Below are 16,498 nucleotides of genomic sequence, written 5' to 3'. Positions count from 1 at the left end.
AGCAGTTGCGGCCCAGCAGGTAGTCGAGGTTCGAGAGCGCGATCAGCTTGTACTCGGGCTTGCCGAGCAGATGGTAGGCGACGATGAGCAGCAGCGACTGGTTGGCCACCGTGCCGTTCGATCCCCAGTCATAGGCGCTGGCGGCGAGCGTCTGTCCGTAGCTCGAGCCGCGCGCGGTGCGTACCAGCGCGTCGGCGGCGTTCGCGGTCGCCTGTTCGATCGCCCCGGTGAGCCGTTCGTCGGTCTCGTGGCCGGAGAGCGCGTAGGTCCAGCAGGCCATCGAAATGACCTGGCCCCAGCCGGGCGTGGTGATTTCAAGGTTGCCGAGGCGCGCCGAGAGCGCCGATCCGAAGGCTTCCTCATATTGCGATTCGCCGGTGGTGCGGTAGAGCTCGGCTGCGGCCCACTGGATATCGTCCGAGACGTCGCCGTCCTCGTAGCCACCGGTGGAGATGCCGGGAGGGTTCTGGAAGACGACTGAGGGGTGCAGGAGAACCCAGGCGAAGGCCTTGCGCGCCGCTTCCAGACAACGTTTGGCGAAATCCGGATCGAAGGGTCCGTAGCAGCGGGCGGCGATGGCGGCGGCCGCTGCGAGGCCGGCGGTGGCGGCGGTGCTCTTATACGGAGACCCCCCGGTGCCGATGATGAAGCTGGTCGCGGTGTCGGCCTGGGGCATCACCATGCCGCAGAACTGCTCGGAGGTCTGCTTGTGCCAGACGCCGCCATCGGCATCCTGCATGGAAAGCATCCAGTTCAGATTCCAGCGCACCTCGGCGAGGAAGTCGGGTGTCTTGCCGCCCGATTCCGGGATGGCGAGCGAGAGCCGGTGCAGGGTAGGCGTGTAGAACTCCCATGCCCAGAGCAGCGTGCCGACGGTGATGGCCGAGTTCACGACGTAGCGGCCGTAGTCGCCTGCGTCATGCCAGCCGCCGTGACTGGCCACCGGACCGCTCCGGCCCGAGGTCGGGTGGTAGGCTCCGCGCAGGTGGCAGGCCGGGTAGTGATAGCCGCCGCCGAGGTTCACGGCGCAGCCGCAGCGCTGGCCGTAGAAGGCGCGCATGGTGAGGCGCAGGGCATCGTGGTAGGGATTGGCGCTCACCGCGAAGACCGGGCTCTGGTCGCCCGAGTCAAGCACAAGGCGCCAGTTGCCGGTGCGCGAGAATCCGGAGAAATCGGCAAGCCGGACGGTGTCGCCGGAGGCCTCGTCCATGCGGGCCTCGCTCAGCTTGCCCTGGAAGACATTGGCTCCGCCGGCGGCCGGGCGGATGGAGAACTGGGTGGCGCGGGCATTGACGGTCGCGAACTTGGCGCGGGTGATGGAGTAGCCAACCTGATTCAGGTGAGCCTGTCCGAGGCCGGAGCCTCCGTCGAAGGCGAGGGAGTGCGCGGCGGGGAAAAAGGCGGCGGCGCCGAGGGTTCCGGCGGCGTTGCGAAGGAAGGCACGTCGATGCATGGTCCCCACAATCTTAGCTGCAATAAGTTGTTGTCACTGTGGAACATCAAGATTCCAAAGGTTGGATCCCGGATGTTCCGCTTTATCCTACGGCCTTGCTCTTCTGCAGCGGTGAACTCTCGCTTGGAACCTTCGCCTGTTTGAGGAGAACTGCAGGTTCCTCCGCTGCGCTCGCCTTTGGCTCGCTTCGGTCGGAATGACAGCGTTCTGGTGAGAGAAGCCGGGCTGCAAGAGCAAAGCCCTGTCATTCCGAGCGAAGCGAAGTGGAGGAACCTGCGGTTGCGATCTCTTGCCGCGCTTCCGGCTGAGGCTTGGATGCGGGTTGCCGGACTTTGCGTGGCGATGATGAAATGGCTGCCATGCGCCGCAGGGACTTCCTCCGCCTTTCGCTCGCCGCCTCCGCCGCCACGGCTGTCTCGCCTTCGCTTCTAGCCGCCCCGGTTACGGTCAGGCTCACGCTCTTTCCCGATCGCCGCATCGCGCCGGTTCCGGCGGACTTCACCGGCCTCAGCTACGAGACCGCGCAGCTGGGCGATCCGGATTTCTTCTCGCCGGAGAACCGGGCTCTGGTGGGGCTGGTCCGGCGGCTGGGTGCGCAGGGGGTCCTGCGGATCGGGGGCAACACGAGCGAGAACTCGCACTGGAAAGCGGACGGCGAAGCTGTCTCCGTCAGCGGATCGCCGGTAGGGCCGGATACGGGCAAGAACACTCCGAGCCTGACGGCCATTACTCCGAGGGCGATCGACAACCTGCGGGGCTTTCTCGAGGCGACGGGCTGGAACCTGATGTACGGCCTGAACATGGCCACGGGGACGCCGGAATCGGCGGCGGAGGAAGCTTCCTACGTGTGGAAGACCTGTGGGAAACGCGCACTCGCCTTCCAGATTGGTAACGAAGCGGACCTGTTTCACCAGAATGGAATGCGGAAACCCAGTTACGGGCAGGCCGATTTCTTTGTGGAATGGCGAAGGTTTTTCGAAGAAATACGCAGGAAAGTGCCGGAAGCGGCCTTCGCCGGGCCGGACACAGCGAATGCCACGGCATGGCTGTTGCCCTTTGCACAGGAATTCCACAGTGAGCTTAAGTTACTGACCGAGCATTACTACGCGGAGGGGCCGCCGACCAACCCGGCAATGACGCTCGACCGGCTGCTGCATCCGAACCCGAAGCTCGAGTCCGAGCTGGCGGCGACGGTGGAGGCGCGCAAGGCGACGGGTGTGCCGTTCCGGCTGGCGGAGACGAACTCCTGCTACTCGGGCGGCAAGGAGGGGGTGAGCAACACCTTCGGCGCGGCGCTGTGGACGGCGGAGCTGATGTTCCAGGTGGCGGCCTCGGGCGGGGTGGGGATCAATTTCCACGGCGGCGGCTACGGCTGGTACACGCCGATTGCCGGGACCCGCGAGAAGGGCTTCTCGGCGCAGCCGGGGTACTACGGGATGCTGCTGTTTCAGCAGGCGCTCGGGCAGGCAGGCGCGGCGGAGCTGATCGACGCCCGTCTCGAAGGGAATGATCCTCAGGTGACGGTCTACGCCCTGCGTGATGGAGACGGCCAGCGGTTGGTGCTCTTCAATAAGTCGTCCGCGCCGGTGACGGTCGATCTGAACCTGGGCAGGGAGCAGAAGGCGGGCGTGCGGGTGCTGCGCCTTACCGGGCCGTCGCTCGAGTCGACGGACGGCATCACCCTCGGCGGCGCGCCGGTGAGCCGCAACGGCGAATGGGAGCCTGCCACGCAGGAATCTTTGCCGCCCAGCGGGAAAAATGGCCGCGGCAAGCGGGCCCTGCTGGCACTGCCTGCGGGGTCGGCGGCTTTGGTGATGCTGTAGGGCTGCTTCTCGTGGGGCGAGGACTGGCCGTCCAGGCGTTTCGCCTTCGGCTTCGGCTCCCGTTGGTCGCGGCTTTTGGCTTATTGTTGGGGTGAGCTTGCCTGGTTCCCATGTCTCAGAAGCGAGACATGGGGCACCCGGGTTTGGTTTGTTTCGAAGCTCTGTCATTCCGACCGGAGCGGAGTCCGAAGGACGCAGTGGAGTGGAGGAACCTGCAGTTCTTCGCTCGATCGGGAAGAAGTGCGGTCTTCACTGCACCCTGGTCGTATTTTTAGGCCCCCCCACTCAAGCCAAAAGCGGGCCTGGATGGGCCACCGTCGGGATCGCATTCGGTGGTTGCGGTATGTTGGTCCGGCTAAGTGAAGGCGAGGTCTTCGTTCCATGAGCCCGACGTGCTGGTTTGCGGTTGCTGTTCGGGGAGTAGTCTCCGTTGCGGTTGTGCTGGCTTGTGCCGCTGGTGCGTCTTTGTCTTTGTCGCGGGCGCAGGATGGGGCCTCATACAGCTTTGATGTGGTCTCGATCCGCGTGTCGGATGGCTCGGGTCTGACGTTCTATGGAGCATCCGCGGATACTTACACAGCGAAAAATATGCCTCTGGCCATCGTGCTGGAGGAGGCCTTCTACCCGCGTGCCTATGAACGTAGGGATGCTTTGGAGGGCGCACCGGACTGGGTGTGGCGGGATCGGTACACCTTCATCGGAAAAGTCAGCGCAGAAGACATGGTGGCCTGGAAGAAGGAGCATGCCGGCTGGTCTCCGAACACGGCCGCCCCGCTGCTGCAGGGCATGCTGCGAGCGGCACTGAAGGATCGCTGTCACCTCGCCGTGCACACGGTGCCGGGAACGATCGACGGCTACGCGCTGGTACTGAGCAAGGGTGGTCCGAACTTCAAGCACCTGGTGAAGAGCACGCCGGGTGAGACGATTCCCTCCGATGCGCAGCCCACACCCCTGGGCGGTCACATAGTGCCTTACATTCGGGGCAACGCGCCGGTGGTTCATTACTACGACACATCCATGCCCTCGTTGGCGGCCAACTCAGCGCAGTTGCACGGTGCGCCGGTGGTGGATCGGACCGGGCTCGCCGGGAGCTATGACTTTGCGCTTTCGAAGATGGACGAGAAGACGGCCGACGCTTCGGAGATGTGGGACTGGGGTGCGCTGGGGCTGAAGCTGGTGCGGATCAAGCTGCCGTACATGAAGATCCACGTCGACCACATGGACCGGCCAACGCTGAACTGATTCGAAAGCCGAAGATGGCCGCGGCAAGCGGGCCCCCGCTGGCTCTGCCCGCAGGATTGGCGGCTTTGGTGATGCTGTAGAGCTGCTTCTCGTGGGGCGAGGACTGGCCGTCCAGGCGTTTCGCCTTCGGCCACTCCTCGTGGGGCGGAACGCCTTCGGCCTCCGCTCCCGTTGGTCGCAGCTTTTGGCTTGTTGTTGGGGTGAGCTTGCCTGGTTCCCATGTCTCAGAAGCGAGACATGGGGCACCCGGGTTTATGGCAAGCAGGCTGAACCGCAGGTCCCTCCACTCCGCGGGACGAGGAAGCGTCCCGCTCCGGTCGGGATGACAGGGTTTATTTACGACGGAAACAAGGGAATGCCTTGCCGGGGCTCGGGCTGGGATGACACGGTTGAAGCCCACGTACGCCTGATCCTCCAGTGAATAAGAAAAGACTTGTCATCCCGACCGGAGCGACCGCAGGGAGCGGAGCGGAGGGACCTGCGGTTATCGTTTCCATGATTGGCTGAGGTCGCTCCAGGTGGGGTTCATCCTCTGGATCAGCGCAAGCTTCTTTTCTCTTCGCCATCGCTTGATCTGCTTTTCTCGATCGATCGCGCTATGGACATCTTCGAACATTTCAAACCAAACAAGGCGATGGCAGTGGTACTCCGAGGTGAATCCATCAAAAATGCCGTGTTGGTGCTGGTAGATGCGCTTCTCGAGATTGCCGGTCATGCCACAGTAAAGTACGTGCGTCCGGCTGGCGATGAGGTAGACCGCGTAAAGCCTTCTCATCGCTCGATCTTCGTCCGCTATCGGGACGAAGTCCTAACTTGCTTGCGGCTTTCCCTGGCCGGGCTCATGACGAAGGTCATCTCCGTGCAAGCAAAACCGCAGGTCGCTCCGCTGCGCTCCCTGTGGTCGCTTCGGTCGGGATGACAAGTCTTTTTTATCTTCCGCAAGGCTGTAGGGGCATGGAGTTAAACCTTGTCATACCGCCCAGGCGGAGCTTGGACGGGACACACGGCTTGTTTCCTCATAACTAAGCCTGTCATCCCGACTGGAGCGGAACGGACCTGCGGTTTAGCCTGCCTTCCGCACGGCTTGTTTCCTGTGATATGAGAACTGCAGGTTCCTCCACTTCGCTTCACTTCGGTCGGAATGACAAGTTTTATCTCTCTAAGCCCGCAGCGCGGAGTAACCCTTCTGGTTCCGGCGGGGGAGCGCTCTGGAACAGGTCAGCCCCTGCATACGTATCCAGCTTTGACCGAAAAAAGAAGAGCGGCCGGCGCCAGAGGGCCTGATCCGGTGGAAGAATGGATAGCCAATCGGGGTAGCCAACGGGGGATAGCCCATTGGGGAACGCCATACGGGGAAACCACCGGGGAGGCTCTGGCGCCGGCCGTCTCGCCTTGATGGACGCTGGATGTGCACACGTTGTTCGATTCCGTGCTTCCATCCGCTGACGGACAGCGGTGTTCGTTTATGGACACCGTTCACGGACGGTGATCGCTGCGCAGCCGCTGGGAATGCGTGTCCGGCGTTGTCCGGAGACGGCCAGCAACGTGCTAACCGATACTGGGAGTCAGGAGTCCTTTGAACGCATGCTGAAGTTTGGCGAATTCCGCCTGGATGCGAGGAACGAATGCGTGTGGCGTGGCGAGGAGATGCTCGCCCTCACGCCGCGTCCGTTCGCCGTGCTGCGCTACCTGGTGGAGCATCCGCAGTGCCTGGTGACCCATGACGAGATGCTCGAGGCGCTGTGGCCGGAGACCTACGTGCAGCCGCAGGTGCTGCGCACCTACATTCTTGAACTGCGCAAGCTGCTGGGCGACGATCCTGTCTGCCCGCGTTACATCCAGACCGTGCCGCGGCGCGGCTATCGCTTTATGGCCGCGGTGGCCGATGCGGAGGAAGCCGATGCTCCGGCGTCGAACGGCATTGTGGGCCGAGCCGCCGAGCTGAAGCTGCTGGCCGAGCACCTGAAGCGCGTCCGCAACGGGGAGCGCGCCACGCTCTTCATTACCGGGGAGCCGGGCATCGGCAAGACGGCGCTGCTCGACGCCTTCTGCGCTGCGAATGGCACGGATGACGGCCTGCGCGTGGCGCGCGGCCAGTCGATCGAAGGCTTTGCGGGCAAGGAGTCGCTCTACCCGGTGCGCGAGGCGGTGAACGAGATGTGCTCCGCCGACGAGGCGAAGGCGCGCCCCGCGATGCAGGCGGCGGTGCGCGACGGGAGCGCCTCGATCACCAGCCTGTGCGAGACCTTCGAAACGCTGGCCGCGAACCGTCCGCTGCTGCTTATCTTTGAAGACATTCATTGGGCCGACCGCGCCTCGCTGGATCTGATCGGCGCGCTGGCCCGGCGGCGCTCACGCGCGAAGCTGATGCTGGTGGCGACGTATCGCCCGGCGGATCTCGATGCGGCGCACCCGCTGCGACAGATCGAGCAGGACCTGCTCAACAATGCGCGCGGCGCAAATGGCAGCGGCGGCTCGCGTATCCAGGAATTACGCCTTGCGCCGCTCGACAAGGAATCGGTGCGCGAATACCTGCGCCGCCAGCTCGGCGCGGAGACGCTGCCGCCGGGGCTCACCAGCCTGGTGCATCAGCACTCGGCCGGGAATGCGCTTTTTATGACGGCGGTGCTCGATCACCTGAAGGGGCAGAACCTCTTTCGCCACGACGGCGCGGAGCTGAGCCTGCGGGTGCCGATCGGCGAGATCGACCTGGGTGTGCCGGATGGCCTCGCCGGGCTGATCGAGTTCCAGCTGGAGAAGCTCTCCGAAGAGGACCGCCGCCTGCTGGAAGCAGGCAGCGTGGCGGGGACGATTTTTCCGGCGTGGGCTGTGGCCGCGGCGCTGGAGCTTGAGCTCGAAGAGATCGAGGAGCGCTTTGCCGCGCTGGTGCGCCGCGTGAAGCTGGTGAGCATCGCCGGATACGACGAGCTGCCGGGCGGTGGGCGTTCGGCGTTTTATGTCTTCTCGCACGCGCTCTATCGCGAGGCGCTCTATACGCGCCTGCCTTCCACGCGCCGCGCACAGTGGCATCGCCGCGTAGCCGAGCGCCTGCGGACGATGTTCGCCGGGCAGGAAGAGAACGTCGCGGTGGAGATTGCCGCGCACGTGGAGGCGGGGAAGTAGGACTGGCCGTCCAGGTCCTTCTCCCACTTCGCCTGGGGCTGCTTCGCGCAGGGCGATTCGCCTTCGGCCTCCGCTCCCTTTGGTCGCGAGCTGGAGGGGCGTGTATTCCCACGTCTCAGAAGCGAGACATGGGGCACCCGGTTTTTTCCTGTTTCAAATTTTGTCATTCCGACCGGAGCGGAGCCCGAAGGGCGGAGTGGAGTGGGGAACCTGCGGCTTTTTCTCGGATTGCGGAAGAGAACTGCAGGTTCCTCCACTTCGCTCACTCTGTTCGCTTCGGTCGGAATGACAGCTGCTTCGGAGTTTGTGCTTCCCCACTCAAGCCAAAACCGGGCTTGAATGGGCCACCGTCGAGCTTCATGTTCTATCTGAGCCCTGTCTGAGTGCCTGTGATCGCTGTTCAATGCATCGCTGTCTGCGGATCGCCTTCGTGGCTGCCGTCTGCGAAGACGGCGGAGGGGAGAAGGATCGTGGAGGGCAGCGGAGCGTTGGCAGAGAGGCCGTTGCGGATGGGCAGCTTCATCTCATAGGTGCCTCCGGGCGGCAGCAGAGTGAGTTTGCTGCTTCCCTGGGCGACGCTTTGCGCGGCGACAAGCCTGCTGCCGTCTCGGACTTCGACGCGCAGGGACGTGACGGCTTTGCCGGACAGGTTGTGGATCAGCAAGCGGCTGGTGTCGAGATCGACGGGCGCATACTCCACGCGCAAGGATGAAACCTCAGACGAGACTGCGGGCCGCCAGAGATTGGCTCCGGGGATGACTTTCAGCGTGATCGGCTCGATGCCGGCGGCGGCCAGCCCGTCGAGCCGTATGGCCTGATGGAGGCTGCCCGACCATGTGCCGAGAATCTGATTCGGATCGCCATTGCCGTAATGTGCCGTGGCCGTGACGGAGAGAATGTCGCCCTTCTCGGTATAGTCCAGCTGGATGAAGGACGGATGCGGTGCGTGAGACGCATGGTCGGGGAGAAAGTGCAGATCATTACTGCGCAGGAAGGAAACGGCGTGCGCCTGTGCGTGGCCCGGCGGCGCTTCGTCCGGTATGGCAACCGCTGTGGGACCGGCCTGCATGGGTACTACGACGGCGAGACGGGTCTGTGAGGAAGCCTGTGCGGCAAACGCAGAGGCGGCAGCTCCAATATCCCAGAGAGAGCCAATAGCCAGCAGGGCTGAGGAGAGACGCAGGGCGTTCATGGCGGGAATTTTATAACTGCTCGCATCGGCCATTCCAGAGAGAAACGGCGGCGAAGTTACAGGGGTGTTGGAATCCGGCCGGAGTGGATTCGGAATGGATCGGGAACACTCCGCGATGACTCGATTTATGCGAAGGTCATAGGTGGATTGCGTTGCATGATGTTGTGTTGTGATGTGCGATGCATCCGTAGACGGTGTATGCATCCTTCCTGTTCGAGGTCGTCCGTTCGCATGAATTTCTCACGATTCGCCTGTCATAAGCTTTCGCTTGCGGTTCTGATTCTTCTCTCCTGCCTTGGCTGCTGTAGGCAGGCGCTGGCCAGTGGAGACGATGGCTGCTCGGCGTCGTGGCGGATGGTGCATCACGACTACGAAGGATGCAGCAACATGGCTTTGCTCTCGCCTTCGAACGATACGCGCGTGAATCTCCTGCTGCTGCTGGCGGATCTGCGAGTGCAGCAGAAGGTGGGCGCGGCGCCTGTGGTTGCGAGCACGCCGGAGTCGCCGCTGTTTGCATGGGATTCGCTTGTGGACACGTTCGGCACGCAGGGCGACAAGACTGAGCTCAAGGGCAATGGCATCGTGATACAGGACGGCTCCGCACCATGCCCGGCTGCCACGCCCGCGAGCGATCCCTTTACGGCAGCGGTGCAGGCCGACCATACGCTGCAGCCGGAGGAGCGCAACACGCTGCTGGCCGCGCGCAAGGCGATGTCCGGCTGCGCGGGGAATGCGGGAAATGCGAATACGAGTGCCGGGAATGCGAGTGCTCCTATGGGCGATGCGGGTGCGGTTGTGATTGCTGCGGCAGAGAAGGCGATGAAGACGGCCTCCGGCAAGGCCTATGCGGTCTATCTCGACGGCGCATCGGCATTCTGGCGCAATGACTACGACAGGGCCACTGCGGTCTTCCCCGTGCTCGCGAACCACGCGCAGCCGGCGTGGGTGAAGGAGTCTTCCACGTACATGGCTGGCCGCGTGCTCATCAACCGCGCGCAGGTGGGTGCCTTCGATGAGTACGGAGGCTTCAAGAAGGGCTGGAAGGCCGATGCAGCGACCGTCGATGCGGCGGAGGCCGCGCTGGATACGTATCTGCGCCTCTATCCGAAGGGTGTATATGCGCAGTCGGCGCGCGGGCTGAAGCGCCGTGGCTATTGGCTGGCACAGGACGTGGCGAAGCTCGACGCGGAGTACGGCGCATTGCTGCTGCTGTCGCCTGCGGATCGCAACGTCAGTGACGTAGACCTGGTGCAGGAGATCGATAACAAGTTAACTGGATCGGCTTACTCGGAAAACGATCGACAGCGCGCGCTGCAGGAGAATGCCGCAATGAGTAATGTCCGCAGCACGCTGCTGCTGGCGATGCTCGACCTGGCGGAGATGCGCACGGCGGAAAAGACGAATTCCGGCTACGGGGTGAGCATCGGGCCGCCGATCACACGCGATGCGCTCGAGGCGCAGAAGCCGTACTTCGCCGGGCAGATGCCGCTCTACGAATACCTGCGGGCGGTGCATGCGTTCTATGTCGAGAACAAGCCGGAAGATGTGCTGCACATGATTCCGGATGCGGCGCGGCAGACCTCGTTCAGCTATGTGCAGTTCAGCCGCCAGGCGCTGCGCGGCATGGCGCTCGAAGCGGTGAGGGATCATAACGCGCTCGGCTTCTGGACGCAGATGCTGCAGGGCGCGAAGGCTCCTTATCAGCGCGCCGCGCTGGAGCTGGCGATTGCGTACCACGATGAGCGCGCGGGCAAGGTGCAGGATGTCTTCGCGCCTGATTCGCCGGTGCGTTATCCCTACCTGCGCCAGGTATTGCTTGCGAATATTGCCGACGCCGGTTTGCTGCGCGCGCAGGCCACGAACAGGAGCGCGCCGCAGCGCGAACGCGACATCGCGCTCTTCACATTGCTTTATAAAGAGGCGACGCGCGGTTATGCGGCGGACTTTCTGAAGGACCTTGCGCTGGTGCCGTCGAAGGCGCCCACCGATGGCAGCTTTATGCTCGATGGTGAGGTGGACGAATACTTTGTTGGCGAGAATGCCGAGCCTGCCGCCATTCCGCTGGGCATCTTCCTGAATGACAAGCGGGACGAGAACTTCGGCTGCCCGGCGCTGCGTGCGAGCGAGGCGAAGCTGGTGCAGAATGCCGACGATCCTACGGCGAAGCTGTGCGTGGCCGACTTTGTGCGGCTCAACCAGTACGGTTATTACGGCGGTGGAAGCTCGCCTTCATCCGACGACCTGGGCGGCACCCAATCACTCTTTCCAGGCAGCGAGTTTGTGCGCATGGAGACGTACACAGCGGTGCTGGCGAATCCGAAGTCGAGCCGCAACGACAAGGCGTACGCGCTCTACCGTGCGGTGAACTGCTATGCGCCCTCCGGCAACAACGACTGCGGCGGCAAGGACGTGCCCAAGGCGCAGCGCAAGGCGTGGTTCATGAGTCTGAAGCATGACTATGCGAGCACGCAGTGGGCCGACGATCTTGAGTACTACTGGTAGGCGCCGCCTCCGGCTTGCGTTGGCGATGCTGTTGCCGTGCCTCGTCTGCACTGCGTGCGCGCGGTCCACAATCGTCGATGCGAATCGATACGATGCCTTCTGGCTGTGGGCCGGAGTGCAGTCGCAGCCCGCGCTGGCGCATGCGCGCACGGTGTATCTGCTCGATGCGGAGGTGCGGCCGGGCCACGCGGCGCTGATCCAGCAGCGACCCGCGCTGCCGCATGTGCAACAGGCCGAGGTATGGATGGTGGTGCGCGTCGAGACGCTCGACTGGACGCCGGCGATCTACGCGCAGGTGCTGGCTGACCTTGCGCGATGGCGCGAAGCGGGCAATCGCATCGCGGGTTTGCAGATCGACTTCGATGCGCGCACGCACCATCTCGAGGCATACGCCGCGTTCCTCAGGGATCTGCGGCAGCGTCTGCCTGCGGGCTGCAGGCTGAGCATCACCGGCCTGCTTGACTGGAGCAGCCACGGCGATCCGCAGGGGCTCGATGCGCTGGCGGGCGCGGTGGATGAGGTGGTGCTGCAGATCTACCAGGGGCGGCATGTGATCACGGGATACGAGACGTACCTCGCGCGGCTCGACCGGCTGAAGATTCCATTTCGCATCGGGCTGCTCGAGGGCGGGGAATGGCGGCAGCCTGCGGGGCTGGCGGGGAATCCTTACTTTCGCGGGTTTGTGGTGTTTCTGGAGAATCCTGCCGCGGGTTAGGGCTGGCTCACTTCGTTCCCATGTCTCAGAAGCGAGACGTGGGGCACCCGTTTTTCTTTTCAAATTTTGTCATTCCGACCGGAGCGGCCGCAGGCCGCGAGTGGAGGAACCTGCGGCTTTTTCTCGGATTGCGGAAGAGAACTGCAGGTTCCTCCACTTCGCTCACTCTGTTCGCTTCGGTCGGAATGACAGCTGCTTCGGAGTTTGTGCTTCCCCACTCAAGCCAAAACCGGGCTTGAATGGGCCACCGTCGAGCTTCATGTTCTATCTGAGCAGCCCTAGTTCTTGCTCTGGATCACGCCGAGGTCCGTCAGGCCGTTCACGAAGAACTGCATGGCGAGTGCTACGAGCAGCAGGCCCATGATGCGCACCAGGATGCGGATGCCGGTTTCGCCGAGTACGCGGCGGACGCGGTCGGCGCCGCTCAGGATGGCGTAGCTGGCTGTGGCTGTGACCGCGATCGCTCCGATGATGGCGCACATCTGCCACCGGGACGGCGCCTGCGCGACCAGCACCATCACCGACGAGATAGCGCCCGGGCCGGCCAGCATGGGGATGCCCAGCGGCACGATGCCCGCGTCCTCCTTGTGACTGGCTTCCTCGGTCTCGCCCGACGACTCCTGCGTGGGCGAACGCTTGGCCTCGAGCATGTCGATGCCGATGAGCAGCAGAATGAGGCCGCCCGCGATCTCGAAGGCGGGCAGCGTGATGCCGAACATCTTGAAGATGAGCTGCCCCGCGAGCGCAAACGAGGACAGCACGATGAAGCAGGTGATGCAGCCCTTGCGCGCGATGGCCTTGCGCCGCGGTGCGTCCATCCCCGCGGTTATCGAGAGGAAAGTTGGCATGGCCGCGAAGGGATCCACCAGGAAAAAGATGGAGCTGAGGGCGAGTACGGAGAACTGCACGTAGGTCGACCGCAGCTCGTGCATGGCCGCGCTGGCGGGGCCGAAGAAGGCCGCCAGCAGGGTGGCGGACGGGATGGCTGCGTGAAGTCCCATGGTTCCGCTGAGTGTATCCTCTCTGCCTTCCGCGCGGGGTTGACCGGTGTGGTTTTTACTGCGAAAGCCGCCGCTTCCGGATGCGGTTCCTTCACTTGTTCAGTTCTGGCGCGGGAACGTGTCCGGTTCTCGTGCGCTATTCGGAGCGTGGTGTTGGAGTGTGGTTTTTAGGATACACATCCCGGCCGCGCAGGCAACCCTTTGGGGACGCACTTTTGTACTGGCGAAAATGTTCCCGAAGCTGGGAATTCCTTTCTTCTTCGCGAAGGGTTGCCTCCCGGACATCTGCTCTAAGTCATACATATTGCGTGTATTTGCGCGTGCCTCCCGCTTTGGCATGGCGCTTGCGTACCTATGCCCCCTGTGACGCGGTGAAGTTGCTCGTCCTGCCGGGGACCACCGCCTGACGGAACGAAACACGACAGCCGGATCAACCGGCGGAAAGCGGGAAGACCTTTGGTGAAGAACCCTATTTCAGATTTCGAGCAGGAACCAGCACAGGAAGATACGAATCTTATCGCCGACTTTACTCTGCCTCGTATTCTTCTCATCGCCGAAAACATCCGGGTGATTGAACCGATCCTGTCGGCGCTGAAGGACGATGGGCTGCCGGTCATGCTGGCGCACGGTTATCCGGCGGGCATCGAGCACTGGAGTGAGCACCGCCAGCCGATCGTGCTGATCGACGTGCCGAGGCTGGAGGAGGTAGAGCCGGCGATCGACACGGCCGTGGCGATCAAGCGGCGCGATCCGGCGCAGTTTATCGGCTACCTTGCCGACAACACCCTGCACACGAGCGGTCTCACCGGCGACGCGCTGTTTCCGCGCAGCTCGACGCGCCTGCCCACGCTGCTGCGCACGCACCTGGTCGCGCCGGGTGGGAATCCTCCTTCGTTCTGGGGGTAGGGCGCGGACTTGTTTCCCACGTCTCGACTTCGAGACGTGGGAACGTGAGGTTTCTCTGCTCCGCTCTCTGTGGCTCTCTTCTTCGGTCGGCATAACAGCAGCAGAGGTAGAGATGTGGGCGTGGGGTTCGTACCTCCCGCCCAAGCGGAGCCTGGACGGAACACCCGCATTCTCGCTGGAAGAGAAGAGAACCGCAGGTTCCTCCACTGCGCTCTCTACGTTCGCTTCGGTCGGAATGACACTAATGACAATTGTTCGGAAGGACATTCGGTCGGAATGACAACCGCAGAGGGAGAGGTGCGGCAGGGAGGTTCGTGGCACCTGGCTAAGCGGAGCTTGAACGGGCACCCGCATTCTCGCTGGAAGAGGAGAGGCGGGCATCGTTTCCGCCTGGTTTCCCGCGCGTAAATGCGGGGTCAAATCCGGACGGTGGGGCCGTGCGGAATGCCCATCCCCCTGCCCGAAGCAGTGTCCACGCGGCTATAATCTCCAGTTAAGCGAAAAGGAGCACGGCGCGCATGCCCATTCAACCGACCAGCCACATCTGGCACAACGGCAACCTCATTCCCTGGGAAAAAGCCAACATCCACGTGATGAGCCACGTGGTCCACTATGGCTCCTCCGTCTTCGAGGGCATTCGTGCCTACTCGCAGCCGCAGGGCGCGGCCGTTTTCCGGCTGCCGGAGCACATGCAGCGCCTGATTGACTCGGCCAAGATTTACCGCATGCCGCTGCCGTACTCGCTGGACCAGCTTTCGCAGGCTGTCGTCGACGTAATCGAGGCGAACGGCGTGGCTCCCTGTTACATCCGGCCGGTGGCCTTCCGCGGCTACGGCGAAATCGGCGTGAACCCGCTGAAGTCGCCGGTCGAGGTCTATGTCGCGAACTTCCCGTGGGGCAAGTACGTGGAGGCCGAGATGGCCGACGTTTGCATCTCGTCGTGGAACCGGCTCGCGCCGAACACCATGCCCTCGCTGGCCAAGGCGGGCGGCAATTACATGAACTCGCAGCTGATCCGCATGGAAGCCGAGTCGAACGGCTACATGGAAGGCATCGCGCTGGACGTAAACGGCTATCTCTCCGAAGGCTCGGGCGAGAACCTCTTCATCGTGCGCAACGGCGTCATCTACACCACGCCGCTGGCGAACTCGGTGCTGGCCGGCATCACGCGTGACTCGATCCTGACGCTGGCGCGCCACGCCGGCATCCCGGTGGTCGAGCAGGCCCTGCCGCGCGAGATGCTGTACATCGCCGACGAGGTCTTCTTCACCGGCACCGCCGCCGAAGTTACGCCGATCCGCTCGGTGGACCGCATCACGGTGGGCGACGGCAAGATCGGCCCCATCACGCAGCAGCTGGCGGATGAGTTCTTCGGCATCGCCAACGGCCTGCGCCCGGACCGCTTCGGCTGGCTCACGCCGGTCAACGTCCGCTCCGAAGTGACGGCATAACGTAACAGTATTTGTTGCAAATAGAAAAGCCCGGCCATAAGGCCGGGCTTTTTGCTGCTCCGCGCAGGGCGATTCGCCTTCGGCACTGGCTCCCTCTGGTCGCGGGGTCGCGTTTGTGCCGCTGCTGAGGAGAACTGCAGGTTCCTCCACTGCGCTCACTGCGTTCGCTCCGGTCGGAATGACAGGGGTTGTTTTGATGAAACTGTCTCGCTCCGGTCGGAATGACAGGGGTTGTTTTGAGCGCTGCTTCTCTGGGTGCCCCGTCCAAGCTCCGCTTGGGCGGGAGGATGGGATTCCTCTGCGGAACTTTGCGTGCTTTGCGTCTTTGCGCTGAAAAAAGGGGATGAGGCACAGGATGCTCTCTGTGTTTTTATGGCGAGGGCGCTTGTATGTCCCCCACTCAAGCCAACAGCAGGCTTGCATGGGCCACCGTTGGTTTCTCTGTCAGTCAGGGTGAGAACCGCCAGCCAGGGTGGAGAACCGCAGGTTCCTCCACTGCGCGAGACGATGAAACTGTCTCGCTTCGGTCGGAATGACAGGGTGTTAAGTGTGTTTGCTACAAGGATCGGCTTCCCCGCTATCCAGCCGTCCCCGGCAGGCCGCAGACGCCTCCGTTCATGAACATGCGCAGCTTCGCGGCTGTGTCCATGCCGGCGAACTCTTTGCCGAGGTCGAGGCGCACGTCGGCCTCGTGGCTCTCGCGAGTGGTGAAGCCACCGTTCGTGATCGTGGTGATGGTCATGAAGTCGTGGCGGGTGGCGCCGCTCTCCGAGATCTCGCCCTTGACGCCCTCGATGGTGATCTCCACCAGGTTGATCTTCTCGGGCGATGGCACCTCGCCGACGGTCTCGATGTTCATGCGGGTGTGCATGGTGTAGGCGGCGCCGGTATCGGTGCGTTGCTGGGCTATGGTGAAGCGCTGGGTGCGGCCCTTCTTGTCCATCTCCCACACAAAATCCCAGTTCTCTACGCCGTCGGCTTCCGTCTTCTCTTCGCGGATCACACGCAGGCTATTGATATCCATCGGAAATCCTCCGGCATATCGAAAATGGTTTTTACGATTTGAATCTCCGATAGCGTATACCGATTT

General features: G+C 63.1%; 12 protein-coding genes. 7 read left to right on the top strand and 5 right to left on the bottom strand.

The features are described 5' to 3' along the window. Positions 1–1,453 (bottom strand): glycoside hydrolase family 9 protein (locus QM649_RS17235; RefSeq protein ID WP_415200306.1); only part of this gene is annotated, 1,453 nt, incomplete at its 3' end. Positions 1,454–1,803: 350 nt separating this feature from the next. Between QM649_RS17235 and QM649_RS17230 the strand changes: the two genes are divergently transcribed. Beyond that, entirely contained in the window at positions 1,804–3,276 is a 1,473-nt protein-coding gene (locus QM649_RS17230) for a glycosyl hydrolase family 79 C-terminal domain-containing protein (protein ID WP_415200305.1), read from the top strand. A gap of 465 nt (positions 3,277–3,741) precedes the next feature. After that, positions 3,742–4,518 (top strand): TIGR03435 family protein, encoded by a 777-nt coding sequence (locus QM649_RS17225; RefSeq protein WP_415200304.1) that lies wholly within the window; start codon positions 3,742–3,744, stop codon positions 4,516–4,518. Between the two features lie 484 nt (positions 4,519–5,002). Here the strand turns inward: QM649_RS17225 and QM649_RS17220 are convergent, their stop codons facing one another. Further along, complete coding sequence (locus tag QM649_RS17220; RefSeq protein ID WP_415200303.1) at positions 5,003–5,233, bottom strand: GIY-YIG nuclease family protein; 231 nt, start codon at positions 5,231–5,233, stop codon at positions 5,003–5,005. Between the two features lie 869 nt (positions 5,234–6,102). Here QM649_RS17220 and QM649_RS17215 point away from each other — a divergent pair. Further along, positions 6,103–7,641, top strand: coding sequence for an ATP-binding protein (locus tag QM649_RS17215; protein ID WP_415200302.1), 1,539 nt, complete (start codon positions 6,103–6,105; stop codon positions 7,639–7,641). A 400-nt stretch (positions 7,642–8,041) separates the two neighbouring features. On the opposite strand, the gene QM649_RS17210 is transcribed toward QM649_RS17215, so the two are convergent. After that, positions 8,042–8,833 carry a hypothetical protein gene (locus tag QM649_RS17210; protein WP_415200301.1) on the bottom strand — a complete coding sequence of 264 codons (792 nt, stop codon included), beginning with the start codon at positions 8,831–8,833 and terminating at the stop codon, positions 8,042–8,044. 387 nt (positions 8,834–9,220) lie between these two features. Here QM649_RS17210 and QM649_RS17205 point away from each other — a divergent pair, with 387 nt between their 5' ends. Both QM649_RS17205 and QM649_RS17200 read left to right on the top strand, forming a co-directional pair. Next, the gene (locus QM649_RS17205) at positions 9,221–11,335 is read left to right on the top strand and encodes a hypothetical protein (protein WP_415200300.1); all 2,115 of its coding nucleotides are present in this window, start codon (positions 9,221–9,223) and stop codon (positions 11,333–11,335) included. Continuing rightward, entirely contained in the window at positions 11,319–12,050 is a 732-nt protein-coding gene (locus QM649_RS17200; protein ID WP_415200299.1) for a DUF3142 domain-containing protein, read from the top strand. The genes QM649_RS17205 and QM649_RS17200 overlap by 17 nt, the downstream gene beginning before the upstream one ends. Before the next feature lie 278 nt (positions 12,051–12,328). Here the strand turns inward: QM649_RS17200 and QM649_RS17195 are convergent, their stop codons facing one another. Then, the gene (locus tag QM649_RS17195) at positions 12,329–13,051 is read right to left on the bottom strand and encodes a MarC family protein (RefSeq protein WP_415200298.1); all 723 of its coding nucleotides are present in this window, start codon (positions 13,049–13,051) and stop codon (positions 12,329–12,331) included. A gap of 459 nt (positions 13,052–13,510) precedes the next feature. On the opposite strand from QM649_RS17195, the gene QM649_RS17190 reads away from it, so the two are divergent. Further along, complete coding sequence (locus QM649_RS17190) at positions 13,511–13,957, top strand: hypothetical protein (RefSeq protein ID WP_415200297.1); 447 nt, start codon at positions 13,511–13,513, stop codon at positions 13,955–13,957. A 518-nt stretch (positions 13,958–14,475) separates the two neighbouring features. Then, positions 14,476–15,408 carry a branched-chain amino acid transaminase gene (locus QM649_RS17185; RefSeq protein WP_415200296.1) on the top strand — a complete coding sequence of 311 codons (933 nt, stop codon included), beginning with the start codon at positions 14,476–14,478 and terminating at the stop codon, positions 15,406–15,408. A gap of 577 nt (positions 15,409–15,985) precedes the next feature. Here QM649_RS17185 and QM649_RS17180 read toward each other — a convergent pair. Further along, entirely contained in the window at positions 15,986–16,432 is a 447-nt protein-coding gene (locus QM649_RS17180) for a hypothetical protein (protein ID WP_415200295.1), read from the bottom strand. Positions 16,433–16,498 lie beyond the last annotated feature (66 nt).

The sequence above is a fragment of the Silvibacterium sp. genome (genome assembly GCF_047605705.1).
GTDB lineage: Bacteria > Acidobacteriota > Terriglobia > Terriglobales > Acidobacteriaceae > Silvibacterium.
The sequence above is the reverse complement of the archived record's forward strand: the minus strand, read 5'-3'. Positions and strand labels throughout refer to the sequence as shown.

Coding starts and splice junctions, on each gene's coding strand:
- QM649_RS17230 (WP_415200305.1), top strand. CDS start 1,804: ATGGCTGCCATGCGCCGCAGGGACTTCCTCCGCCTTTCGCTCGCCGCC.
- QM649_RS17220 (WP_415200303.1), bottom strand. CDS start 5,233: ATGACCGGCAATCTCGAGAAGCGCATCTACCAGCACCAACACGGCATT.
- QM649_RS17215 (WP_415200302.1), top strand. CDS start 6,103: ATGCTGAAGTTTGGCGAATTCCGCCTGGATGCGAGGAACGAATGCGTG.
- QM649_RS17210 (WP_415200301.1), bottom strand. CDS start 8,833: ATGAACGCCCTGCGTCTCTCCTCAGCCCTGCTGGCTATTGGCTCTCTC.
- QM649_RS17205 (WP_415200300.1), top strand. CDS start 9,221: ATGGCTTTGCTCTCGCCTTCGAACGATACGCGCGTGAATCTCCTGCTG.
- QM649_RS17195 (WP_415200298.1), bottom strand. CDS start 13,051: ATGGGACTTCACGCAGCCATCCCGTCCGCCACCCTGCTGGCGGCCTTC.
- QM649_RS17185 (WP_415200296.1), top strand. CDS start 14,476: ATGCCCATTCAACCGACCAGCCACATCTGGCACAACGGCAACCTCATT.
- QM649_RS17180 (WP_415200295.1), bottom strand. CDS start 16,432: ATGGATATCAATAGCCTGCGTGTGATCCGCGAAGAGAAGACGGAAGCC.